The sequence below is a fragment of the Ruegeria atlantica genome (assembly GCF_013032505.1).
GTDB classification, from domain to species: Bacteria; Pseudomonadota; Alphaproteobacteria; order Rhodobacterales; family Rhodobacteraceae; genus Ruegeria; species Ruegeria atlantica_F.
In genome coordinates, this window is the sequence record NZ_WQCG01000002.1 from 669,709 (window position 1) to 691,883 (window position 22,175).

20 protein-coding genes and 1 pseudogene are annotated in these 22,175 nt (G+C 53.8%); 14 read left to right on the forward strand and 7 right to left on the reverse strand.

The features are described 5' to 3' along the window. Positions 1 to 9: 9 nt before the first annotated feature. A complete protein-coding gene (locus tag GOW92_RS10065; protein ID WP_170560390.1) occupies positions 10 to 507 on the forward strand; it encodes a MarR family winged helix-turn-helix transcriptional regulator in 498 nt (165 codons plus the stop codon). 152 nt (positions 508 to 659) lie between these two features. Here the strand turns inward: GOW92_RS10065 and GOW92_RS10070 are convergent, their stop codons facing one another. Together GOW92_RS10070 and GOW92_RS25325 are read right to left on the reverse strand one after the other, a co-directional pair. Further along, positions 660 to 1,301, reverse strand: a complete 642-nt coding sequence (locus GOW92_RS10070) for a substrate-binding domain-containing protein (protein WP_254452971.1) — start codon at positions 1,299 to 1,301, stop codon at positions 660 to 662. Between the two features lie 78 nt (positions 1,302 to 1,379). Then, a pseudogene (locus tag GOW92_RS25325) lies at positions 1,380 to 1,559 on the reverse strand (helix-turn-helix domain-containing protein); the annotation flags it as partial. An 82-nt stretch (positions 1,560 to 1,641) separates the two neighbouring features. Between GOW92_RS25325 and GOW92_RS10075 the strand changes: the two are divergent. Beyond that, positions 1,642 to 2,085, forward strand: coding sequence for a PACE efflux transporter (locus GOW92_RS10075; protein ID WP_170560394.1), 444 nt, complete (start codon positions 1,642 to 1,644; stop codon positions 2,083 to 2,085). A gap of 254 nt (positions 2,086 to 2,339) precedes the next feature. Here the strand turns inward: GOW92_RS10075 and GOW92_RS10080 are convergent, their stop codons facing one another. After that, positions 2,340 to 3,272, reverse strand: a complete 933-nt coding sequence (locus GOW92_RS10080; RefSeq protein WP_170560396.1) for a LysR family transcriptional regulator — start codon at positions 3,270 to 3,272, stop codon at positions 2,340 to 2,342. 334 nt (positions 3,273 to 3,606) lie between these two features. On the opposite strand from GOW92_RS10080, the gene GOW92_RS10085 reads away from it, so the two are divergent. Beyond that, entirely contained in the window at positions 3,607 to 5,286 is a 1,680-nt protein-coding gene (locus GOW92_RS10085; protein WP_170560398.1) for a BCCT family transporter, read from the forward strand. Between the two features lie 570 nt (positions 5,287 to 5,856). Here GOW92_RS10085 and GOW92_RS10090 read toward each other — a convergent pair. Next, on the reverse strand, positions 5,857 to 6,492 hold the full coding sequence (locus tag GOW92_RS10090; RefSeq protein ID WP_170560400.1) for a TetR family transcriptional regulator C-terminal domain-containing protein: 636 nt from the start codon (positions 6,490 to 6,492) through the stop codon (positions 5,857 to 5,859). Positions 6,493 to 6,631: 139 nt separating this feature from the next. Here GOW92_RS10090 and GOW92_RS10095 point away from each other — a divergent pair, with 139 nt between their 5' ends. From GOW92_RS10095 to GOW92_RS10135, 9 genes are read left to right on the forward strand one after another with little or no spacing between them, the layout of a single operon-like run. After that, a complete protein-coding gene (locus tag GOW92_RS10095; protein WP_170560401.1) occupies positions 6,632 to 7,489 on the forward strand; it encodes an ABC transporter permease in 858 nt (285 codons plus the stop codon). Next, positions 7,486 to 8,274 carry an ABC transporter permease gene (locus tag GOW92_RS10100; protein WP_170560404.1) on the forward strand — a complete coding sequence of 263 codons (789 nt, stop codon included), beginning with the start codon at positions 7,486 to 7,488 and terminating at the stop codon, positions 8,272 to 8,274. The genes GOW92_RS10095 and GOW92_RS10100 overlap by 4 nt, the downstream gene beginning before the upstream one ends. Then, positions 8,271 to 9,368 carry an ABC transporter ATP-binding protein gene (locus GOW92_RS10105; RefSeq protein ID WP_170560407.1) on the forward strand — a complete coding sequence of 366 codons (1,098 nt, stop codon included), beginning with the start codon at positions 8,271 to 8,273 and terminating at the stop codon, positions 9,366 to 9,368. Before GOW92_RS10100 ends, GOW92_RS10105 begins: the two co-directional genes overlap by 4 nt. Positions 9,369 to 9,385: 17 nt before the next feature. Continuing rightward, on the forward strand, positions 9,386 to 10,447 hold the full coding sequence (locus tag GOW92_RS10110) for an ABC transporter substrate-binding protein (RefSeq protein ID WP_170560409.1): 1,062 nt from the start codon (positions 9,386 to 9,388) through the stop codon (positions 10,445 to 10,447). Positions 10,448 to 10,507: 60 nt separating this feature from the next. Next, on the forward strand, positions 10,508 to 12,568 hold the full coding sequence (locus GOW92_RS10115; protein WP_170560410.1) for an FAD-dependent oxidoreductase: 2,061 nt from the start codon (positions 10,508 to 10,510) through the stop codon (positions 12,566 to 12,568). Beyond that, on the forward strand, positions 12,568 to 13,800 hold the full coding sequence (locus tag GOW92_RS10120) for an aromatic ring-hydroxylating oxygenase subunit alpha (RefSeq protein WP_170560412.1): 1,233 nt from the start codon (positions 12,568 to 12,570) through the stop codon (positions 13,798 to 13,800). The genes GOW92_RS10115 and GOW92_RS10120 overlap by 1 nt, the downstream gene beginning before the upstream one ends. Continuing rightward, the gene (locus GOW92_RS10125) at positions 13,793 to 15,361 is read left to right on the forward strand and encodes a trimethylamine methyltransferase family protein (protein WP_170560414.1); all 1,569 of its coding nucleotides are present in this window, start codon (positions 13,793 to 13,795) and stop codon (positions 15,359 to 15,361) included. Before GOW92_RS10120 ends, GOW92_RS10125 begins: the two co-directional genes overlap by 8 nt. Next, the gene (locus GOW92_RS10130) at positions 15,348 to 15,557 is read left to right on the forward strand and encodes a hypothetical protein (protein WP_170560416.1); all 210 of its coding nucleotides are present in this window, start codon (positions 15,348 to 15,350) and stop codon (positions 15,555 to 15,557) included. The genes GOW92_RS10125 and GOW92_RS10130 overlap by 14 nt, the downstream gene beginning before the upstream one ends. Continuing rightward, the gene (locus GOW92_RS10135) at positions 15,539 to 15,790 is read left to right on the forward strand and encodes a hypothetical protein (protein ID WP_170560418.1); all 252 of its coding nucleotides are present in this window, start codon (positions 15,539 to 15,541) and stop codon (positions 15,788 to 15,790) included. The genes GOW92_RS10130 and GOW92_RS10135 overlap by 19 nt, the downstream gene beginning before the upstream one ends. A gap of 28 nt (positions 15,791 to 15,818) precedes the next feature. Here GOW92_RS10135 and GOW92_RS10140 read toward each other — a convergent pair whose 3' ends face one another. The 3 genes from GOW92_RS10140 to gntH all read right to left on the reverse strand — a co-directional run bounded on the left by GOW92_RS10140 (position 15,819) and on the right by gntH (position 20,281). Continuing rightward, positions 15,819 to 17,066 (reverse strand): HupE/UreJ family protein, encoded by a 1,248-nt coding sequence (locus tag GOW92_RS10140; protein WP_170560420.1) that lies wholly within the window; start codon positions 17,064 to 17,066, stop codon positions 15,819 to 15,821. After that, complete coding sequence (locus GOW92_RS10145; RefSeq protein ID WP_170560422.1) at positions 17,063 to 18,820, reverse strand: hypothetical protein; 1,758 nt, start codon at positions 18,818 to 18,820, stop codon at positions 17,063 to 17,065. Before GOW92_RS10145 ends, GOW92_RS10140 begins: the two co-directional genes overlap by 4 nt. Before the next feature lie 129 nt (positions 18,821 to 18,949). After that, entirely contained in the window at positions 18,950 to 20,281 is a 1,332-nt protein-coding gene (gene gntH / locus GOW92_RS10150) for a guanitoxin biosynthesis MBL fold metallo-hydrolase GntH (RefSeq protein WP_170560424.1), read from the reverse strand. Between the two features lie 204 nt (positions 20,282 to 20,485). Here gntH and GOW92_RS10155 point away from each other — a divergent pair, with 204 nt between their 5' ends. Together GOW92_RS10155 and GOW92_RS10160 are read left to right on the forward strand one after the other, a co-directional pair. Beyond that, a complete protein-coding gene (locus GOW92_RS10155; protein WP_170560426.1) occupies positions 20,486 to 21,805 on the forward strand; it encodes a tetratricopeptide repeat protein in 1,320 nt (439 codons plus the stop codon). Between the two features lie 15 nt (positions 21,806 to 21,820). Next, positions 21,821 to 22,024 carry a hypothetical protein gene (locus GOW92_RS10160; protein ID WP_170560428.1) on the forward strand — a complete coding sequence of 68 codons (204 nt, stop codon included), beginning with the start codon at positions 21,821 to 21,823 and terminating at the stop codon, positions 22,022 to 22,024. Positions 22,025 to 22,175 lie beyond the last annotated feature (151 nt).

Sequence of the window (22,175 nt, forward strand, 5' to 3'; positions counted from 1 at the left end):
GGGATGCTCATGGCCGACCAGGTTCCAATTCGATCACTTCTCGAGCGGATCAAGCTCAACTGGCCTGAAGCAGCCTCGCCGGAAACCGACATTATTTTCTCGGTGATCCGTTTGAATGAACTGATCCGGGCGCGCACGGAGGAAGCCTTGGCCAGTTTCGATCTCACTCACGCAGCTTTCGAAGTTCTGGTCGCGCTTCGAGCGCAGCCGAAACCCCGCCAGCTTACGCCATCAGACCTTTGTAAATCTGCGCTCCTGACTACAGGTGGTGCAGCCAATATTTTGGTAGACCTTGAGCGCAGAAGTTTGGTTACACGGGCCCCCAACCCAAGCGATGGTCGCAGTAAGATTGTGCAACTAACCGATACAGGCGAACACCTCATCGAGCGTGCAATGAAAGAGGTGATGGAACACGACAAGCTACATTTTGAAAATTTTCGCCGCCCGGACGGCATTGAAAGCATACGATGCGCGCTTTTTTCCGCGATGAGTAAGATTGAAACTTGAGTGCCCATTGATGGGTAGCGTGAGTTCAGCTGGCAGTCTAATTCGCACCAGTAGTGAACGGCCGAAGCAGACCTTCAGAACCAAATCTCACAGCTTCCCAGATGCGCAACTTTGCCCTCAATGACCGTTCTATTGCGAGGCTTGCTTTTAGCTCAATCCTTCCAAACGTTTTGCGGAATTTTAACGAGTTGGCTCTGCACCCACTGACCTGCTTTGCCCAGAACGTGTTGCTCTGTCCAGACAAGGTCAATCCCTTCCAGTGCATCGCTTTGCTGAAACGTGTAATCCATTCGAGCCAGCTTGTTCGATCTCAGCAATTCTCTGACAACTGGCAATGGCAATTCAGCCCATCCCAATCCACGCAAAACCAGCTCAAGGATCATTTGGGGGTTTTCCGCATACCAAATCGATGCGCTCTTGATTTCGCCGACCTGGCCGGGGATTTCACGTGAACGGCTTCTGAGAACCAATTGCCGATATTGCCTAAGGTCTCGGTGAGCGACACGATCCAGTTTCGCCAGCGGATGAGATGTACCACAGACCGGAACCAATGCTGAATATCCGACCCCTCGAAACTGAAAACCGGTCGGGTAACTTTCCTGTTCGGTCATGAGGCCGAGTGTTGCACGCCCCTCTTTTAGCAATGTCGCCGTATCGTTTGGGCCAGTGGTCAGGATTTCAAGCGAGACGTCGGGAAACTCATTTGAAAAATCGCGTAACACATCCAAAATCGGTATCAGGTTGACCCCCAGCTCGACTGCAATGCTTACCTTGTCCTCTACCCCTTCCGACATCGATGTCGCCTTGGCGTGAAATTCCTGGTTTCCAAGCAAAACGCCCCTGGCATATGGTAAAAGCGACTGGCCCGCCTGAGTGAGCGTCGGGGACCTGCTGCTTCTGTCAAAAAGCTGAAGATCAGTATCAATTTCAAGGTTAGCGATTGCGGTTGATACCGCAGACTGGGCTTTCTTCATCTTCCGCGCGGCTGCAGAGAAGGAGCCAAGCTCTGCGGCCAGTACAAAGGCCTGCAAGCTCTCAGGTGACGGCATCATAAACCTATCTGATATTTAGATAGTAATTAACTATAATTATCTGAAAACCTCAATAGAACACAATCCAACAATGGAGTTGGAAATGTCGGACAAAGTCACCTTAAGAACGGGCAAGGATCGTCTTCGCTATACAATCAGTTTTGAACTGTTGTTGATGGCTTTCTTAGTGCCTGTCGGCGCAGCTTTTTTTGACAAACCGGTTGCTGAAATCGGCGCGCTTGGAGTGGTCCTCGCAGTCAAGGCCATGGCTCTAAATCTTATCTACAACTGGGCTTTTGACAGGATTGATGCCCGTACCGGGCGCGTTGCCAGTCAACGCTCGCATGTTGGGCGGATACTGCATGCGTTGGGGTTTGAAGTTTCGTTGGTAATAACGTCACTTCCTATCTACGCTTGGTGGCTGGGCATTGGGTTATTGGAAGCGCTAATGACGGATATCGTCGTCACGTCTTTCGTCGTTGCCTATACCTATTTTTTCACTTTGGCATATGACAGGTTGTTCCCGCTGGAAACCAAATCGGTTTAGATGATTCAATCGAATTGCCTTACCGATATGTTTTCGCACAGCATTATCCAAATTGATCTCAGCACTGCCGTACTCCGCGTCGCGCGTTTGTGGCATATCGCAGCCCGTAATCGACATTCTCGACCAGACTTTGAAATTCCGTAGAGCGCAAAAAAAAAGAGTTTTCAATGTCGGTTCGAGGCGTGCAGAATTGCAATAGTTTTTCGAATTGATCTGACTTAATGGTAGATTTTACCGAACAATCCGACGACGCGCTATTTCGAAGATGTTGCGAGAACTTGATCCGCGATCCAGTCGAACACAAGCCTGGGCCCCCTGCCCGAGTTGGTATGACTTCGTGACATTACATAACCAGCATCGCTGAAGACAAAATCGTCCGTAACAGTCACCAGTGACCCCTTACTAAGCAGATCGTCAATCAATCCAATCCAGCCCAACGCGACACCTTCACCAGACAAAGCAGCCTGGGTGACCATGTCATAGTTGTTGAAACTGATATAATTTTTCTTTCTTTCGCCCGTTACGCCCAAACTATCAAACCATCCTTGCCAGGTTTGCCACTCTGCGGTTGCAGGTTTTGACAGACTCAAAAGTTGAACATCCAGCAAGTCCGCGGGATTTTGGATTGGCCCAATCTTCTCTAATAGCTGAGGACTGCAAACAGCGGCGACAATCTCTTCCAAGACTAGTATTTCATCAGGTTTGATCCGGTCTTTGGGCGCAACATGGATACGAATGTCGCAATCGGTATCATCATGGCTGGGCGGCACATTTGAGGCCAAAATCTGAAATTCAATTTCATCCCCGATCTCTTCTCGGAGATAACCAAGACGCGGTAACAGCCAGAATGTTGAGAACGCAAAGTCAGCCGAGATTCGAACACTCGGTTTAGTTTTGCGTTCCAGCAAAGAGTTTACCGCATAGTTCATCTGCGTCATTGCGGGTCTGACCACATTCAAAAGCCTCAAACCCTCGTAGGTCAGAGAAACACCCCGGTGTTCTCTTTTGAAGAGAACGACACCCAGATCAACCTCCAAACCTTTTATCCGTTGCGAGATGGAGGACTGGGTCAGCCCGAGGGCGTCTCCGGCACTTGTAAAGTTTCCATGTTTTGCGACCATCTCGAACGCATAAAGCGCCACAAGGTTCCGGCTTAGGTTGGTATTAACTCTGTTAATGTCATCCATAATTACTCAGCTACTGCAAAAGATAGGAAAATTATACCAAAAAATATGCCAATGGGCGCGAGTGCAGCCCTGTGAGAGAAACACGGGAGCCAATGATAACAATATAAGGCCGCGGCCATAAGAGCGGACAGCCATGCGATTAACGAAATTCACATGCATAAGCTGGCGCTAAAAGCTGAGAATTTCAGCGAATTTTTGAATCCCCGGACCCAGTGAGATTGGTGATGCAACTTGTGTGCATCGCTGGGCTCAGTGGTTTCCCGGCAATATGGGCGGTCGGGCTAAAACCAGCAGACAGTTCCAGAAGAATATCAAAGTCAGGGAGAAGTTAATTATGGCGATAAAGCCACCTCTTTCAGAACTTCCGATTAAGACCGCTAACAACGGTTTTTATCGGGGGTTCAGCGTAAACGTGACAGTTGTCAGTAAAATCATCATCAGTTTGTTAGTTGTCTGGTGCATCGTGTGGCCAACTCAGGCCGGCAGAATCCTGGGCGACTGGAATGCAGCCATCCTTGCCCAGTTTGCCGCGTGGTACATCTGGGTTGTCACCGGGTTTGTTATTGTCTGTATCGGTTTGGCCATCTGGCCGGCAGCCGGACGTCTGAACCTGGGTGTTCAGGGCGAAAAGCCCGAGTTCTCGAACTTCTCGTGGTTCTCGATGATGTTCGGTGCCGGTATCGGTGTTGGGATGCTGACATGGGCCGTTGCGGAACCCGTCGCGCATTTCAAGAACAACCCGTCGGTTATTCAGGGTGTGACAACAGCCCTTGACGCGGACAACGTGCGCACGGCTTATGTCTGGTCATATCTGCATTGGGGTCTGGGCGCTTGGGCGTGCTATGCGATTGCCGGCCTTGCGCTGGCGTTTTTCAGCTATCGTCGCGGGCTTCCCCTAACGATCCGCTCGTCTCTGACGCCCCTCTTTGGCAAAGCGCTGTCGGGCAACCTCGGCCACCTCATCGATATCGTCGCTGTCGTTGCAACTATCCTCGGTGTGGCACAGACGCTTGGTTTTGGTGTTGAGCAATTCGTGGCGGGCCTGACACGTATCGGAATTGGCGGTCTGGCACATTCGGATGGCTCGGCGACCACGTTAGGGATCATCATAGCTCTGCTGGTCATCATGGGGGCGTCGACGCTGTCAGCGCTGTCTGGTGTTGGCAAGGGCATCAAATGGCTTTCGAACATCAACATGGCGCTGTCGATATTCTTACTAGGATTCTTCATACTGTTTGGTGCTACATTCTTTGGTGCTAAGGCCTTCTTTGTTGGCATTTGGGACTATCTGGTCGCTCTGCCTTGGCTCAGCTTCAACGTCTATGCGTCGGACGGAGTCGAGGGGTCTGAATCCTTCCTGTTGGCGCAATGGCAAGGCTGGTGGCCGGTGTTTTACTGGGCTTGGTGGATCGCATTTGCACCCTTCGTCGGATTGTTCCTGGCGCGCATCTCGCGCGGGCGCTCGATCCGTGAGTTCGTGCTGGGTGCGATGATCGTGCCGTCGCTGATGTGCTTTGTCTGGTTCGCCTGGGCCGGTGGAACAGCGATTGATTTAGAATTGAACGGCGGTGCAAATGGTGTGATCCTTGATGCGGCCAATGGCGACAAGATCTTTGCCATGACCACGTATATGCTCGCACCAATCGCAGAGTTCCTTGCCTGGGCCATGGCGGTTGTTATCGTAATCTTGCTGATGACGTTCCTTGTAACCTCTGCTGACTCGGCTGTACTGATCGTGAACACAATCAACGCAGCTGGTGACGAAGGACCCAAGGCTCGCCCGCACATCATGTTCTGGGGTGCTGCGTTGGCATTGGTGGTTGGTGGTCTACTGATCTCAGGCGGAACCGGGGCAATCCAAACCGCTATGGTAATCGGCGCATTACCTTTCTCTATCGTGATGGCGCTGATGTGCATCGCGTTGATCAAAGCGATCTGGAACGATGGACGCCGCGAGGCCGCCGGGGTTGCATCAACTATTGATCCAGAAACATCAACGATGCCAGCCGAATAATATTCGTGTACCCAACCGTGACCCTAGGACATGCCTAGGGTCACAAATATGATGGCAGCCTGCAAAGGAATCCATCGAAATGAGGGTTTTAGCGCCGCATACTGACTGCTTGATCATAATCGAATTTGCGACTTAGGTTGAACTTTGCAAAGTCAACTTTCTGCGTTTTTTGACTTGTACGACCTAGATGTTACGCGGCAGCGAATGCCTCCTCAGACCGGCCGCACCACGGCAGCGGTGGCCAAGGTCGACCGGTAGGAAAGCGGTATCGATCACCTCGAATTTGGGCGACAAGAGCCCGGCCCACCTGCACGAAGTTGGGGTTCAATACGAACAGATTGAAAAAAAGAGAACTATTGTCGAAGTTTTGAGATTGGAAAAGACTCTGTTCCGGATCGGCCTCGACAGAAATGCCCAGAAAATAAGGCACGCCGCAGTAGTCGCGTAATGGGGCGACATCGAGACGTTGCTGCTAGCCGCCGGAGACACCGGTCAGGGAACTCTTGAATACCAGTGGTCGGCGTGGCAAGAAGAGGTTGTTCCAGTTTTCGATCTGAGCGTCTTCGAGGCTCACAATTTGAACCTACCCGGGAAAAGTCCGCATAGGAATCTTCTTATCAGGTTGACAGAACGACTTCGCGAAAATCCCTGCATATCGGTAAGGTAGATTACCCACATACCTTCCAGCAAAGCCAACGTTCCGCTGGTGGCATCGTCTGCCAAGTTTGCGTCGCCCCCATTTTCATGGGCTATCTCCGAGAACGCAAGCTGCAATGTCTCGACAAGCCTGTGATCCTGAGTGCTGCTGTAACGGGCAACGCCTGGGTGTGCGCTCGCGATGCCTCGGAATGCATGCCAGATTTTTGTACTCCGCGGATTGAGTAGCACTTCAGACAGATCCGCCTCGATCACAGCCATCACTCGGTCTTCGGGCGATGCATCCGAGCCTAGGTCGGCCAATCTGTCCATCTCGGCATAATACTGAGCACTGAAATACTTGGCCGCCGCGGTCAGTAATTTGTCCTTTCCGCCAAAATGCAAATGAATCATTCCGCGCGACAGACCGGAGCGTTCGCAGATACGGCTGACCGAGGTGTCAGTCACTCCGATATCGGCAATCGTGTCCAGAGTCGCGTTGATCAGCAGTTGCCTGTTGGCTTCCGGATCCCGCTTAGAACCACGTTTTTTTTCATTGGAGTTTTGCACTTTTTCAATTTTTCCATTGGCTTACGAGAATCTCACAGCGACAGCTCACTGGAAGATTGACACGAAAGACCTTTCTGGCGCAACATCTAATGGACGATCGTCCATTAATGGCTCTTAATTTTTTAGGAAGGGAGGTTGGGTGATCTTTCGTAGCGAAGCGTCCCGGGGCTATACCCTCAGCGCGCCAGCCACAGCCTACGTAGGCTTTCTGGTAGCGGCGCCATTGGTGATTCTGATCGCTTATTCCTTCTGGACCCAATCCTATGTGACGCTCGATAAGACCCCGACGCTGAGAAACTACCGCGACGCTTTTGCTGATCCGCTGGTTCGACATCTGATGCTAAGGTCAATCTGGATTGCCGGTGTCGTTACCGCAGTCACCGTCGCACTAGCCTATCCCATCGCTTACTTCATCGCGATGAAAGCTCGGAAAAAGACTATCTGGCTTCTGCTCATTACCATTCCGTTTTGGTCCAGCTATCTGCTGCGCGTGTTTGCCTGGAAACTCATTCTGGGGTTCAACGGTGTAATGAATTCCGCGCTTATGGCGCTTGGTCTGATAAGCGAACCACTCGACTTCCTGCTCTACAACGAATTCGCAGTCGTGCTGACACTTGCTCATGCCTGGGCACCCTTTGCTATCCTGCCGATATATGTCTCGTTGCAGAAAATCGATCCAAGCCTGTTGGAGGCCGCGACTGACCTCGGCAACAGTCCTTTGCAACGCTTTATGCGGGTGACGCTGCCGCTGACGATACCGGGGATCATTGCTGCTTGCCTGATTATCTTTATCCCCACAGTCGGTGACTATGTGACCCCCGCACTCGTCGGCGGATCGGACGGGAAGATGATCGCCAATCTTATTCAGGTGCAGTTTGGTGCCGCCAACAATTGGCCCCTCGGAGCTACGTTGTCGCTGGTCGCAATGCTGTCGGTTGGCTTCGTCGCAATTGTGTTTGTCATTACCGCGACCCGGCTTGGGAGGCGGATCAGATGAGACGTCCTTCGACCCTGACAGCCTACGCTTTCTTGTATTTGGTTTTTCTGTACCTGCCGGTCCTTTTCCTACCCTTGTTCTCGTTCAACAGCGGTACAATCGTTGCCTTTCCGATCAAGGGTTGGACGCTGGACTGGTATCGGAAACTGGGCGAGCAGGATACGCTGATCCAGGCCCTTTGGAATTCGCTGGGCGTCGGCACGGTCGTCGCAATTCTATCTACCGCTATGGGGCTTTTTGCTGCTCGTGCCTTTGTTCGCTATCGTTTTCGGGGTCAGCGTGCAGCTGAAGGACTGGTGATGCTGCCTTTGGTTATTCCCGGCATTATCGTAGCTTCGTCAATGCTGGTTCTGTTTCTTTTTCTCGGTCTCAAGCCGTCTCTGCTGACCGTTGTTCTGGGCCATACGTTCCTCGCCTTGCCGTTTTCCGTTTCGATATTGAAGTCTGCCTTTGATGACTTTGACGCGTCGCTGGAAGAGGCATCTTACGATCTGGGCGTCGGCGTGTTCGAAACCTTCCGCCGCGTGACACTGCCGGTCGTTTCCCCCGGTATCATAGCCAGCATGCTGGTCACTTTTACAGTCAGCTTTGACGAATTCGTCCTGGCCTTTTTCCTGTCCGGCAACCAGCCAACCCTGCCGGTCTATATCTGGAGCCAGATCCGTTTCCCCGCCAAGCTTCCAAACGTTTTGGCCTTGGGTTCTATCCTGCTGCTTACCTCGGTTCTGCTTTTGGTGCTGGCCGAGTACTTCCGCCGCCGCTCATCCGCATCAGAGGTCCGATGACAGACAGAAACATCATAGAACTCAGGGGCGTCGAAAAGCGCTATGGCACATTCCTGGCGGCCAGCGGGATCGATCTCGATCTCAAAGAGGGTGAGTTTTTCTCACTCCTCGGCCCCTCGGGATGCGGCAAGACCACGGTGTTGCGGATGATCGCGGGTTTCCAGGAACCGACCGAGGGTACTGTGCTGATCGATGGTCAGGATATGGAAGGTGTCCCGGCCAACAACCGCCCAACAAACATGGTCTTTCAAAGTTACGCCATCTTCCCGCACCTGAACGTCGGGAACAACGTGGCCTATGGATTACGGGGCAAGGCCCCCAAGGCAGAGATCGACCAGCGCGTAGCCGAAGCCCTAGAAATGGTCGAGCTTGGAGGTCTTCAGGATCGCGGCGCAAGTGAATTGTCGGGTGGGCAGCGGCAAAGGGTGGCGCTCGCCCGTGCGCTGATCATGCGACCTAAAGTGTTGTTGCTGGACGAGCCCTTGTCCGCTCTCGACAAGAAATTGCGCGAACAGATGCAGTTTGAAATGCGTAACCTGCAGCAATCGCTTGGGATCACTTTCGTGATGGTCACACACGACCAATTTGAGGCGATGACTATGTCCGACCGCATCGGTGTGATGTTCGACGGACGGCTCAAGCAGGTAGACACACCGACAACGCTTTATGCCCGTCCTTGTGATCAGCAAGTGGCCAGTTTCATCGGTGAAATGAACATACTGCCTGCCCAGTTGTTGGGTGAATCCGGCGATATGTTGTCGATCGATGCAGCCGCCTTCGGGCGGATTGATATCGAGAGAAATCCCAACGTTGTAACCAGCGCTAAAGACATGAACATCGGTATTCGCCCGGAACAATTGGAGATCACTGCTCAAAGGCCCAAAGACTACCCATCAACGGTTCAGGGCACTGTCAGCAACGTCGCCTTCTATGGCGAGAACATTCACTACCACATTCAGGTGGCGGGAACTGAGAAACCAATCTCGGTATCGGTTCCCAACTATTTTCACACGGTCGATTTCCAACGCGGAGACGCGGTCTGGCTTGGGCTTCAGGGGGCAAGCGTGATCGATCTTGGTACAGACACAAAATAATACAGTGGGAGGATAATATGAGACTTCAGGGAATTGCGGCCTTCGCATGCGCGACGGCAATAAGCACGGGAAGTGCCATAGCAGGTGGCGCTGATCTAACGGTTTTTGACTGGTCGGGATATGAAGATCCCGGGTTCTTTGCCAGCTACATGGAAAAGTACGGGAATGAGGCGCCAAGCTATTCCTATTTCGGAAGTCAGGAAGAAGCCTTTACGAAACTAAGTTCGGGGTTCACGGCTGATCTGGCGCATCCTTGTTCCGACGCGGTCAGAAAATGGGTCGCGGCCGATTTGATCCAACCTCTGGACGAAAGCAAACTGACCAATTGGGCCGATGTGTTGCCCGAGATCAAAGAAGTCGACGCAATTGTTTTGGACGGTCAGCTTTATATGTTGCCGTTCGAGTGGGGAAACACAGGGCTTATATATCGCACCGACAAAATCTCAGGCGATGACATCTCGCTGCAATTGTTGGCGGACCCAGCCTATGCTGGCAAGATCGCCATCCCGGATGCCGCGTCGTCTGCATATGCCCTGGCAGCGCTGGCTACTGGAAATGCTGACGATTACACCAATCTGAGCGACGAGCAATTCAAGGAAGCATCAGACTTCCTGCGTTCGATCCACCCAAACATGCGCTTTTACTGGTCCGATGCGGGTCAGTTTGATCAGGCCATGACCAGTGGTGAGATCGAGTTGGGCTGGGCCTGGAACCAGTCCGAGCTGAACCTGATCTGGAACGAAGTGCCTGCCGCTATGATGCGTGATGTCGACAAGGGCATCGCGACCTGGGCGTGCGGTTACGTGCATCTGAAGTCTTCCACAACTCCTGTCGATCAGGTCTATGATCTGTTGAACGCGCTCACTGACCCTGCCAGCGGTCAGTACATCATCGACAACTGGGGCTACCCACATTCCAACGCAAAAGCGTTCGAAGTTGCCGATCAGGCCAACATCGAAGCGTATGGATTCTCGGATCCAAAGAGCTTCTTCGAAGGCAGTTTGTTCTTTGACGCAGTTAACCCCGAGCTTGAGGCGAAAATGCTGGCCGAATTTGAACGGATCAAAGCCGGCTTCTAACACAACCACATTTCCGGGGCCTTATGGCTCCGGATCCCAAATACAGGAAAACGCGTGAACATGTCGAACGCGAACCCATATGCTTTGCTTTTTGAACCGGTTCAGATTGGGCCAGTCACAGCCAGAAACCGCTTTTATCAGGTGCCGCATTGCACGGGGCTGGGGCATGTCCGACCGCGGGCGGACGCCGCCGTTCGTGGGATGAAAGCCGAAGGCGGGTGGGCGGTGGTTTCCAATCAGGAGACCGAGATTCACCCGACCTCAGACCTGTCTCCTTTTGCCGAGGGGCGGCTATGGGACGGGCGCGATGTACCCGCGTTGCGGCTGATGACGGATGCGGTACATGCGCATGGGTCGTTGGCGGCCATTCAGCTGGTTCACAATGGCAATCATGCACAAAACCTGCTGACCCGCGCGCCGGTTCTTGCACCTTCCGAGATGTCCGTCGACACGACGCATCCCAAGCAGGCGCAGGCCATGGATAAGTCCGATATTCGCGAATTCCGCCGCTGGCACCGCGACGCCGCCTTGCGCGCGAAAGACGCCGGGTTCGACATCATTTACATCTATGCCGGCCACAACATGACACTGGCACAGCATTTTATGCTGCCGCATATGAACCAGCGTTGTGATGAATACGGCGGGTCTCTTGAAAACCGGGTGCGACTGACACGCGAACTGCTGGAGGATACTCACGAAGCGGTGGGCGACAGCTGCGCCGTGGCGTTCCGTTTTGCCATTGACGAGATGATGGGCGTCAGCGGCATGCAGGCCGCGGAAGAAGGCCGCGCCGTGGTCGAACTTTTGTCTGACCTCCCGGACCTGTGGGATGTGAATGTAGCCGACTGGTCCAATGACAGTGCGACGACCCGTTTTCAGCCAGAAGACGGATATCAGAACGCGTTTTTGTCCCACGTCAAACAGATCACCCGCAAACCTGTGGTTGGTGTCGGTCGCCTGACGTCCCCCGACATGATGCTGTCGATGGTCAAAAAGGGAATTGTCGACCTCATCGGAGCCGCAAGACCTTCCATCGCGGACCCGTTCATTCCCAAAAAGATTGAAGAGGGCCGCATTGACGAAATCCGCGAATGCATCGGCTGCAATATCTGCGTCTCATCCGACAATTTGGGCATCCCGATCCGCTGCACTCAAAACCCGACGATGGGCGAGGAATGGCGACGCGGTTGGCACCCCGAAATCATCGTGCCGAAGAAGAGCAACGCGGACACTTTGGTTATTGGCGGTGGCCCTGCCGGTCTTGAATGCGCTACGCAGTTGGCAAGGCGAGGATATCAGGTGACCTTGGCCGAGGCGTCAGCCGAATTAGGCGGGCGGGTTACGAAGGAAAGCAAACTTCCCGGCCTCGCAGCTTGGTCACGCGTCGTCGACTATCGCCTGAATGACCTAAAGCAGCGCGGCAACGTTCAGTTGTTCACTGACAGCAGACTTGATGGCGATCAGGTGGCAGAGCTTGGCGTCGAACACGTCTTTGTGGCCACCGGCAGCCATTGGCGCACCGACGGCATAGGCCGTAGCACGCAACGCCATATGCCTCAGATCGAGCAAACCGCCAAAGTGCTGACGCCTGACGACATCATGAACGGCCTTTTGCCCCCGGATGGCCCGGTGATGATCTATGATGATGACCACATTTATCTGGCAGGGGTAATCGCCGAAAAGCTGGCGACTGCAGGATACCAGGTGGTCTTTATCACGCCGGAGAGTTTGGTCTCAGCTTACGCCGTCAATACTTTGGAGCAGCCTCGCATTCAGGCCCGTCTGATCGAGCTAGGCATAGACATTCGCTGCAATCAGGTGCTGACGGCGGTTGACGGTGACATGGCACGCATCGGTTGTGCCTTTACCGGTCGCGAAACAGATATTCCTTGTGCCACGACAATTCTGGTTACCGAACGCCATCGAGAAACAGCGCTCTATAACAGCTTGCGTGGGCTCGGGTTGAAGACCCTCGAACTTATTGGCGATGCCGCGTCTCCTGGACTGATCGTCGACGCAGTTTTCGCGGGCCATCGCGCCGCTCGCGATTTTGAACGCCCCAAGGCAGAAGCAGACAAGGACTGGTTTCGCCGCGAGATAATCGATTTGGAGGAAACGTGATGAACAGCCGACCGTTTGAGTTGGATGCGTTGATAGCCTCGCACCAGTACGGCCACGCCTTACCGCGCGGTTTTTATACCTCGCAAGACATCTATAACTATGACATTGCCCAAGTCTGGAACCGCAACTGGCTTTGGGCCGGGCATGTCAGCCAAATCCCAAACCCCGGTGACTACTTCCTGTTCGACTATGGCCCGGAGAGCATTATCGTTGTTCGCGACCGCGAAGGCGAAGTTCGCGCTCATTTGAATGTCTGTCGCCATCGGGGTTCTCGCGTTTGCACCGAACAGTCCGGCAACACCCGTGTTCTTGTTTGCCCCTACCACGCCTGGACATATGAGCTATCGGGAAAACTTCGTGCAGGCCACAACATGGGGGAACACTTTGACCCGTCCAAATTCGGGCTCTTTCCCGTTCAGGTGAGTGTCTTCAAAGGCCTGATTTTTGTCTGTGCCGATGCAAACACGCCATCGCTTGATCCTGTCCTCAGCCAGCTTTCACCATTCGTCGAACCCTATGGCTTGAACGATCTGAAAGTGGCGCATACGGCGTCCTTTCCAGTTCCCGCGAATTGGAAACTGGCGGTTGAGAATTATCTTGAGTGCTATCACTGCGGGCCAGCGCACAAAGAGTATTCTCGCTCTCATAGCCTGAAATCCCCGCAAGACATGGCTGGATTGGTCGAACCGCTAAAAGCAAGGGCTGAGGAAGTCGGCCTGACACCTGGTGAATTGGCGCTTGTCGGCGCGGCCGCGCCCACCCCGTTCACGAGCGGGTACTATCGGCGTTACCCGCTCTATCAAGGCTATAAAACTGGCAGCAAAACGGGCGAAGCACTTGCGCCTTTGCTTGGAACCCTAAAAGGTTTCGATGGTGGCGCAACTGACTTTGATGTCGGCCCGTTGAATTGGTTCCTGATCTATTCGGATCACATGGTCGGCTACCGCTTCATTCCGCGGGGCCTACAGGAAACCGACATTCAGGTGGTCTGGCTGGTTCGGGCTGAAGCTGAAGAAGCCCAGGATTACAACAAGGAAGACCTGACCTGGCTTTGGCATGTCACATCTTTGGATGACGAGCGCATCATTCGCCACAACCAGTCGGGCGTAAACTCTCAATACTTCAAACCGGGCCCCTTGGGCGAAATGGAAACCTCGATCCAGGATTTTTACGATTTCTATTTCACCATGATCAGCCCGGAACCAGAACAAAGGATGGCCGGTCATGGCTGAGGCAAAATCACGCCGTCGCGGTGGCGGCGGGCGCGCCGCACGCATAAAGGTGCAAGAGGCAACCACGGGCAATGAGGCCGTACGTGGGGGTCTAAGTGGCGGACGCTACAAACCGCTAACTCAAACAGATATGGAGAACATTCACCAAGCGGCCTTAACCGTTCTGGAAAACACCGGCGTTACCGACCATTTTCCAGAACTGCTTGATCTGGTGCTTCCCAAAGGCGCGGTGATGAATGACCTCAATCGGCTGTGCTTCCCCCGTGCCCTGATGGAAGACATCCTGGCTGGCGCCGCCAAGGAGTTTTACGTCCATGCCCGCGGAGAGCGAGAAGGCAAAGACGACATGCATTGCTCGGCAGAAAGCGTTTTCTTCGCCAATTCTGGCACCGCTGTCACAACCTTCGATTCACAAACGAAGTCTTATCGCCCTTCGGTCCTGCGCGATGTCTATGACTTCACCCGTCTGGTGGACCGTTTAGACAACATCCATATGCTGGGCGACACAGTTTTGGCCACTGATGTGACCGATGATTTCGCCCACGATATGAACACCATATATGCAATGCTCGCAGGCAGCCAAAAGCCTGCCTGTCTGACCTTTCGCGACCGCAGCCATATCCCGCATGCCATCCGCATGTTTGATTTGGCTCAGGGTGGTGAAGGCGCTTTCATGAAGAAGCCAAGCGTCATTTTTGGCGGCTGCCCAATGGTTTCGCCATTGCGGATTGGCAAGGAAAACATGGAAATTCTGATTGATACTGCCAAACTTGGCCTGACGGTCGATCTGGCTGTGCCTCCGCAAGCCGGGGCCACAGCCCCCGCGACGCTTGCGGGAACGCTGGTGCAAACCGTGGCCGAAACGCTGGCCTGTGTCGCTATCGTAAACCTCATCACGCCGGGCTGTCCGGTCTGTTTTGCCGCCTGGCCCTTCATTACAGACTTGCGCAGCGGGTCGTTTACCGGCGGCAGCGGCGAACAGGCTCTCATCGGGGCGGCAGCCATTCAGATGGGCAACTTCTATGGCCTTCCCACGTCCGTTGGCGCAGGTATGACAGACGCCAAAATACCCGATGCACAATACGGGTTGGAAAAGGCGCTGACATTCACGCTCGCCGCTCATGCCGGCGCCAATCGCCTGTGCGAGTTCGGGGGTATGATCGGCAGCCTCATGGGATGCAGCTTTGAAAGTATGGTCATCGATGATGAAGCGGGCGGAATGATCCTGCGATCGTTGCGCGGGATAGAGGTCACGGATGAAACCATGGCTGTGGATGTGATCCACCAGTGCGCCATCGACCCTGGTCATTTCCTCGGCAACCCCCACACGCTAAACTATATGAACAGCGAGTTCGTCTACCCGCGGCTTATGGATCGGGAGCGTACAGACACATGGGAAAACGAAGGCAAAACAGATTTGCTGGACCGTGCCCGTGACAAAGCCAATTCTATTCTAAACACTCATTTCCCTAACTATTTCGGCGCTTCGGACGCTCAGGTACGCGAAGAATTCCCAATTGTAATGAGCGCAGAAAGCATGACCCATCATGGAAAACTTTAACGCCAAACAATGGGACAACGATCACTTCCTGCACCCTTGGAAAGGGATGGAAGCGTTGGGCAAAAACAACCGCACTTTTATCGTAAGCGCCAACGGCATCCATGTGGTAAACGAAAAAGGCGAACGCTTAATCGGTGGACCGGGAGGCATGCGGTGCACTCAGGTCGGACAGAGGGGATGGCCGAGCAAGCTCTGAGCCTTTCCAATTTCTCGCCCTTCAACAACACCGACTCGACTGCCGCGCGGTTCGTACACGAATTCGCCAAACGTGCGCCGGCCGATTTGAACAATCTCTATTTTAACGCCGGCGGGTCGACCGCGGTGGATACAAACCGCGTCATCGTCTTTCCCCTTGAAGTTACCTTCGCTAAGCACCTCGTCCTGACTATCCGCGATATGCCGGTGGCTCCGAAGATCGTGGCCTTCTGAAATTCTCTATCGTGCGCGGTAAATTTCATCACAGAAAGAACTCTGCCCGCTCGACCACCCAGACCATCGCGATCAGGCTGGCACATACGGCGACCGCAGCGCGCGAGCCGATCCAAATGCGGCCTGGCTGTTTGCGCAGAAACAGCACAATAGGCCAGACCAGTAGCACTATCATCACTTGCCCAGCCTCCACGCCGAGATTGAAGGCCAGCAGGCTGTGCCAGACATTCGGCGCATCGACGCGCAAGATCTGATGCAACATAAAAGAAAAACCAAACCCGTGCAGCAATCCAATCCCTGAGGTTATGGCAAATGCTTTTAGGTCTCCATGCCCGCGTTCCGGCGGTCTGAGGGCCATCACGGCGGCATAGATGATGGATAGGGCAATCGCCAATTCGACCGTCGGGATAAACCATGCACCGGTCGGTGCAAAGCCGAAGAAGCCGAGGATCAGGGTGACCGTATGACCAAGGGTGAAGCCGGTGACCCGTGCCAGAAGGCTGTGCAAATTGAGCGCCCCAATGACCATACAAAGCACAAACAGCACATGATCTGGACCTTCCAATATGTGGCGAATGCCCTCGACAAAAAAGGTCGAGGCAGCCGCGGCCGCGGACCCTGACACATTGACGGGCTCATGCATCAGCCCTGTAGCGCGATATGTTCGGACTGTATCTCCTCTGTAGTCCAGGATCAGGTTCGCGGTGTCCTCCTGTCCTGTCAGGCCAGGATTGGCGGTGTGGGAAAGGTTGTACGCTGCAACTGGTCCAATCGCATACCGCAGGTGCAGGTCGACCATCACATCGCCGACATAGGTCTCCTTGGATGCGACGAACACGTCACCGCTGGCCAGCGCATTTTGTGCCTCTGCCAACGTCGCAAATCCCGGTTCAATCCCCAAAGGATGTAGGCGCATAGCAAGGACAGATGAGGGTTGCATCTGTCCATCGATTGACAGAAGGAAATCACCGGCGGCCAATGCCGCCAACCCGTGTGGATCAGCGCTTAACGCCTTTTGATCAACATAGTGCATCAGCGCACCGTCTTCGATTCGATTGTAGGTGTAAGGCGCCGGAGCAGGCAACTTCTCAGGCCCATCAGGCCCGACCAATTCAGCTACCACATAAGACATGGGCATACGCAGATAGACATCCAGCCCATCCTCTGAATGCAAGACATGATGCATCCGTACATTCTGGTTCAACTTAAAATGCGCAAGCGCTGGCTGGCTGAGCAAGCTAACAAACAATGTTGTCAGGATTAGAATAGGTTTCATGAGTTGCCTCCTGCGAATGCGGGTTGAGCGTTCATGCGGGCACTGAGCACAGTTAAACCCGACAGCAACCACGCGCCGTCATGGTGTTGGACGTCCAGCATCGCGCGATAAGAAATGACCCGCTGATGCATGTGCCCCCAGTGACCGCCGCTGACGACCGCGTCCCAACGGGCAAGGATTTGATCACCGCCCTCTGACAACGGCTCAACAGTTTCGACCAGCAGATTTTGAATCCCGTCGATTTTGGCAACGGCCCCTGAAGGCAGGGTGGCTGACAATCCCCGGCGCGCTTCGGTTTTGATGTCCGCAATCTGTTCGGGCGTAACGATTGTTTTCAGCGCGTTTGTTAAGCGCGTGTCGTCTATTTCCAGTCTGGCAACCGCCAAGTTTGAAACCAACGCCTCAGTGATTTGGGTTGCTGATGCGGTATCGAAGACCGTCTTGTTCGGGACGGAAAACTCGTACCTCACCGAACTCAAAGCCACCGAAACAAGGCAAAACGACAGGCTGGCAACCGCCCAACTTTTCCAGTGACCGTCACAATGTTTCAACGCCACGCCTGCAAGAGCGATGGCCAGCGCAATGAAAGCAAGGGCCGGAATTGGAACCTGAAGGGATCTCAAAGATGCGACCGTTACCGGCGTGACCTCAGGCTCATTCCATTTGAGAATATAGTTCTTCCAAGCGATGTCAGGGAATTCTCTGGTCACCTGTCCGGGCACAGCGCCCGCCGGATCGGTGACTTGAATCGGGATAGTGGTTACGTCTTCAGTAAACAGCTCCCATTCCAGTGCGAGCTCATCGGGCAGTTTCTCTTGCGGATAGGACAGGATTATCCCCATGAGCGCGGTCGCCCGGTCGGTATGTTCAAGGTCTTCAAGAACCTTCAAGCCTTCAACGCCGACAGATAGTTGTTCGACTTTTGCCGATGCGGGACGAACGCGTTTCCCATCAATGGTCATTGGGTTGCTGTCAGCAAACAGTTCGATAGCGCGCTCAAAAACCTGCGCCATCTCGTCCCCGTTCAAAGACGTCGCTTCGCCAAGATTAAGGCTCGTCCACGCTTCCAGATCGCGCAGGCGAAAAATCACCTCATGGCGAACTTCGCGCGGTTCAACGGCTACAAATGACATCAGGGCGGATTTGTGGTGGCGCGTCAGGTTTGGGTTTTGAAACCGGCTGTACCAAGGGTCGTCCCAATCCGGATAGAACACCTCGGGCCGAGAAAGGTATCGATAGTCAGTCACGGCCACACCTAGGTGGTCAAAGATCACACCGATTGAAGCGGATGGTATTTCGCCTTGGTTGAGCGGGGGCGTAAACGTAATTTCGTGGGGTTTTTGGTCAAAAACGTAATCCAAGGAAACATACACCACTTTAGAGGACCGAGTATCCTGAGTGGCCCGGCCATAACTGGGTCTCAACGCCGTTACGCGTGTTTTTCTGGGCCGGATTTCGAGGGTGTGTGTTTCGGGAACAAGCGCAGCACCGTCAGCGGAAACCTTGAATGCCTTGCCCGTTCGCGCTGCAAGGTTGGCTGTCGGATCTTCGCCTTTACGCGCTTCAGCCAAAAACGCGTGCACATCCGAGAGGTCGATTTCCAATGCGACCCGCACCCTATCGTCCATGACCGAGATTTCAGCAAAGTTGGCCGCCGACTCCGCACTGTTTGCAGGCAGCAAATCAGCAACAGCCGAAGTAACAGGGAGAACCGTGGCCGTTACTAGTAAGGCCAAACGCTTAAGCCAAGTCATTGGATTATCCTCCGAAGCATGTCGTGCTCTGTGCTCCTGGATTAAGGTCCAAGAGGATGCCGTAAACATGAAGCACAGAGCTCGGGACCGGACAGCAAGACTAACCGCTGCCGGTGGAGTTGCGGGTGTCTACTTGGGTTCGGATTTCTCAGGGTACGGGAAGTCCTGCCCCAAGGCTTCACTGGCCTGTTCGTAGATCGGTCGCAAAACGTCTTCGACGTCCCAAACGCCACCGGCGACAAAGTCACTGAAGTCCAGCGTTTCTACGCCAAGCTTTTCAGCCATTGCGGTTTTGTCATCCACATTTGGCGGCTGTGCCGGGGCTGCCAATGGTGGTGCCCAAGTCCGCTCTTCGGTAACGGCCATCCGTACGCGAATGTCGTCCTTGGTCACATTCCACACCATGAAGTCGTCGGACAAGCTGAGCGGGCCGTCATAAGTGGACCGTATACGCTCATAAACACCGTTGACGGTGTCGAAGTCATTGAAGAAATGATAGGCGACCGCCATGCGTGGTTTGATCTCACTCATGACTTTGCCGAAGGCTTCAGGAGCAGTGTGAACCTGAGTACCCACCTGTAATGCCGATTCCGGTGTGAACTTCATTTTGCTGACCAGTTCCGGCACAGCGATGAAACACTCATGGATCACCAGATCGGCGTCCTTGGCGTATTCGACGAACCACTTGTTGGGATACGTGTCCGAGCTAAACACAAACTTCAGATCATTCCATTCCAATGCGTAGCTTACAGAACCATCAATGGAATGGATCGCTGGAAAGGTTCGAATGACTACGCCGTTTTCTTCGTAAATGGGCTCGTTCTCAAGCTTGTAGTCAAACTCGGTCACATCCATCACGTAGCCACGAAAGTCTATGTTTCCGGCCCGACCGGCGAGATCCCAGGACAGCATCTCTTGCATGCGGTCCAGCGCATAGGCTGTTCCTAATTCCGGAACAGCGCCGCTTGGACCCCATACCCGCAATGGAACGTTACGCCCCATCAACGCGCCACCGATGAACAGGTCGTGCAAAGCGCCGAAATGGTCCGTGTGCAGGTGCCCGATAAAAACCTTGTCGAGATAGTTGTAGGGGATTTGCAGAGAAGAAATGCGTTCAGCGGACCCCGATCCGATGTCGAAAAGGAACTTGTCTCCATTCCCGAGTTCGACAAGGAAGCACGCGGCTGCCTGCGCCGCTCGGGTCGTTGGCATCCCGGTTCCGCAGGCAATGACCCGCATTTCGTCAGGTTGCAGGTCTTCACTGTTTGGGTAGTACGTCTCCCTCTCGCGCGCCTTGACTGGTGACACTTCGGGTGTCGCTTCCTGAGCCAAGGCCATCGAAGGGCCCAAGGTTTCACCAATGATCTTGAGGCCGCCATTCGGCGCGGCCAACCAAATACCAAAGGTGATACCAGCCACCAAGTATGCCGAGTATTTCAATAACCGTTTGTGTTTATTCATAACGTGCACTCCCTTGCTTGCCGAGCGCGACTGCCGGGCCGAAGGAATTGCGGCCGACGTGCTTTCGGCATTGGTTGCGATGCAAGGCCAGTGTTTCGAAGGTTTTACGTTTTGGTAACGGAATCACGGTGACACAGGGGTGACTCACAAGGAATTCGGGTTCATAGTAATGTGTGAATACGTATGGCAAGACAGCCAAAGTAAATGGTTTTTATGGATCCAGATATCCGTGACATCGATAAAACCAAGGCGCTACGATCCGTTTGCGAAAGTGAGCTGTTTTCTCACTTGGACCGCCTTTGTGCCTTCCTGAGTTACATCGTGAAGGAGGAAATCGAAGGTCGCGGTGATCTTATCCGGGGTAAGACAGTCGCTCAGGATGTATATGATCGCGACCCTGCTGAAACCGGCGATATCGAGAATGTGGTCCGCGTGGATGCGCGGCGGTTGCGACAGAATCTTGAACACTATTACGACACCGTCGGAAGCTCGGACCCGGTGCGGATTTTCGTGGATACCGGCGGCTACAGGCCGCGATTTGAAAGGGTCGAAGTTGCCCTGGCCGAAGAAAAACCGCGTTCCGGTCGTGCCGTCGGCTGGGCAGCGCTGTCTTTCATACTGGGAACGGGCATCGGCATTGCATTCGCATTTGGTCCATTGAAGGATTATTTTGGAGAACAAGAAGAAATCCTTCCGCAAGATCAGGCGTTAGCGTCGCTGCAACGTCAGGCGGTCATCGAACAGTCAGCTTCTTCTTTGCAAGCAATGAACTTGGCCGATCAGGCAAGAAACATGATATTCCCGATCTTTGACCGACCACGCCAATTGCTGGTCGTCGAAGTCTTTCGCCGTTCAATTGAACTGGGACCAGACTATTTCGGCGGCTACGCCGGAGCTGCGCAAGCCCTTGCCACATTGGCAATATTAACCCCGCCAGGCAAAGATAAAGATGCAATTCTTGAACGCGCTAATACAATGGCGGCAGATGCACTTCGTCTGGCCCCATCGGATCCCTGGGCGCAGTCTGCTGCCGCGTGGGTAAAATTCGCGAACAATGAGTTCGACGAAGCGATGAGGATCTCCAGCAGAGCCGTTATTCTTGCGCCCGACGATGCACATGTTTTGGACATCCATGGATCCATTGCATTGTTCTCGGGGCATTTTGAAGAAGCTGCCGAGGTCGCCGAGAGAGCCATAGACTCTGGCCCAAGCAATCAACGTTTTGCGAACCGAAACATCTACGGTGCAGCAAACTTCCACCTTGGAAATTATCGAAAGTCTCTGAACTCTTTCGCCAAGGCAGCCGAATATGGCGATCCTATCAGCGCCCCGTCCTTCGCATATCAAACAGCGGCATTGCACGCCTTGGGCCGGACCAAGGATGCTGCTCGAAAGTACGCTGAACTGAAGAATTCGTGGCCAAATGCAGATTTGGAAGCGATGCTGACAAGCATTTTTAGCGATCCGGCGCATGTTGAAGAAATCACAGACCGCATTCGGGCACTCGAAGCGGAAACCAACTAACGCTCAGCGCGTCAGATGTCGCGGATCAACTTAACAATCAACGCCATGCGATCGATCTTTAGAGCAGCACGCAAGTCGGGACTCAAACACAGTGAGCCGGGATTAATCTGGCAACGGAAGACCGGTTTTGGCTGCCATTTCTTAGCTGAAGCAGGTGCGAATGGTTTGGTCCAGTCCAAAGAATGGAACCTGAGCAACGTCGCCACCCGAGGCGATTGATACTTCGCTTGGCATGCTGGAAATTGCAGCCGCCACCAAATTGTGCAGCGAAAGCAACCCAATGTACCATCTGGCTTCTCGCACCCACGCCCCGGCACACAAAGACCTCGATAGTCGGCGCGAAGTCCCATTCCGAATGACCTGAAAAAAC

Bases quoted from the DNA above. Each gene is read 5' to 3' on its own strand.
- GOW92_RS10085 (WP_170560398.1), top strand. From the start codon at position 3,607: ATGGCGATAAAGCCACCTCTTTCAGAACTTCCGATTAAGACCGCTAAC.
- GOW92_RS10075 (WP_170560394.1), top strand. From the start codon at position 1,642: ATGTCGGACAAAGTCACCTTAAGAACGGGCAAGGATCGTCTTCGCTAT.
- GOW92_RS10105 (WP_170560407.1), top strand. From the start codon at position 8,271: ATGACAGACAGAAACATCATAGAACTCAGGGGCGTCGAAAAGCGCTAT.
- GOW92_RS10140 (WP_170560420.1), bottom strand. From the start codon at position 17,066: ATGAAACCTATTCTAATCCTGACAACATTGTTTGTTAGCTTGCTCAGC.
- GOW92_RS10100 (WP_170560404.1), top strand. From the start codon at position 7,486: ATGAGACGTCCTTCGACCCTGACAGCCTACGCTTTCTTGTATTTGGTT.
- GOW92_RS10065 (WP_170560390.1), top strand. From the start codon at position 10: ATGGCCGACCAGGTTCCAATTCGATCACTTCTCGAGCGGATCAAGCTC.
- GOW92_RS10115 (WP_170560410.1), top strand. From the start codon at position 10,508: ATGTCGAACGCGAACCCATATGCTTTGCTTTTTGAACCGGTTCAGATT.
- GOW92_RS10130 (WP_170560416.1), top strand. From the start codon at position 15,348: ATGGAAAACTTTAACGCCAAACAATGGGACAACGATCACTTCCTGCAC.
- GOW92_RS10145 (WP_170560422.1), bottom strand. From the start codon at position 18,820: ATGACTTGGCTTAAGCGTTTGGCCTTACTAGTAACGGCCACGGTTCTC.
- GOW92_RS10110 (WP_170560409.1), top strand. From the start codon at position 9,386: ATGAGACTTCAGGGAATTGCGGCCTTCGCATGCGCGACGGCAATAAGC.
- gntH (WP_170560424.1), bottom strand. From the start codon at position 20,281: ATGAATAAACACAAACGGTTATTGAAATACTCGGCATACTTGGTGGCT.
- GOW92_RS10125 (WP_170560414.1), top strand. From the start codon at position 13,793: ATGGCTGAGGCAAAATCACGCCGTCGCGGTGGCGGCGGGCGCGCCGCA.
- GOW92_RS10120 (WP_170560412.1), top strand. From the start codon at position 12,568: ATGAACAGCCGACCGTTTGAGTTGGATGCGTTGATAGCCTCGCACCAG.
- GOW92_RS10160 (WP_170560428.1), top strand. From the start codon at position 21,821: ATGTCGCGGATCAACTTAACAATCAACGCCATGCGATCGATCTTTAGA.
- GOW92_RS10155 (WP_170560426.1), top strand. From the start codon at position 20,486: ATGGTTTTTATGGATCCAGATATCCGTGACATCGATAAAACCAAGGCG.
- GOW92_RS10135 (WP_170560418.1), top strand. From the start codon at position 15,539: ATGGCCGAGCAAGCTCTGAGCCTTTCCAATTTCTCGCCCTTCAACAAC.
- GOW92_RS10070 (WP_254452971.1), bottom strand. From the start codon at position 1,301: ATGTCGGAAGGGGTAGAGGACAAGGTAAGCATTGCAGTCGAGCTGGGG.
- GOW92_RS10080 (WP_170560396.1), bottom strand. From the start codon at position 3,272: ATGGATGACATTAACAGAGTTAATACCAACCTAAGCCGGAACCTTGTG.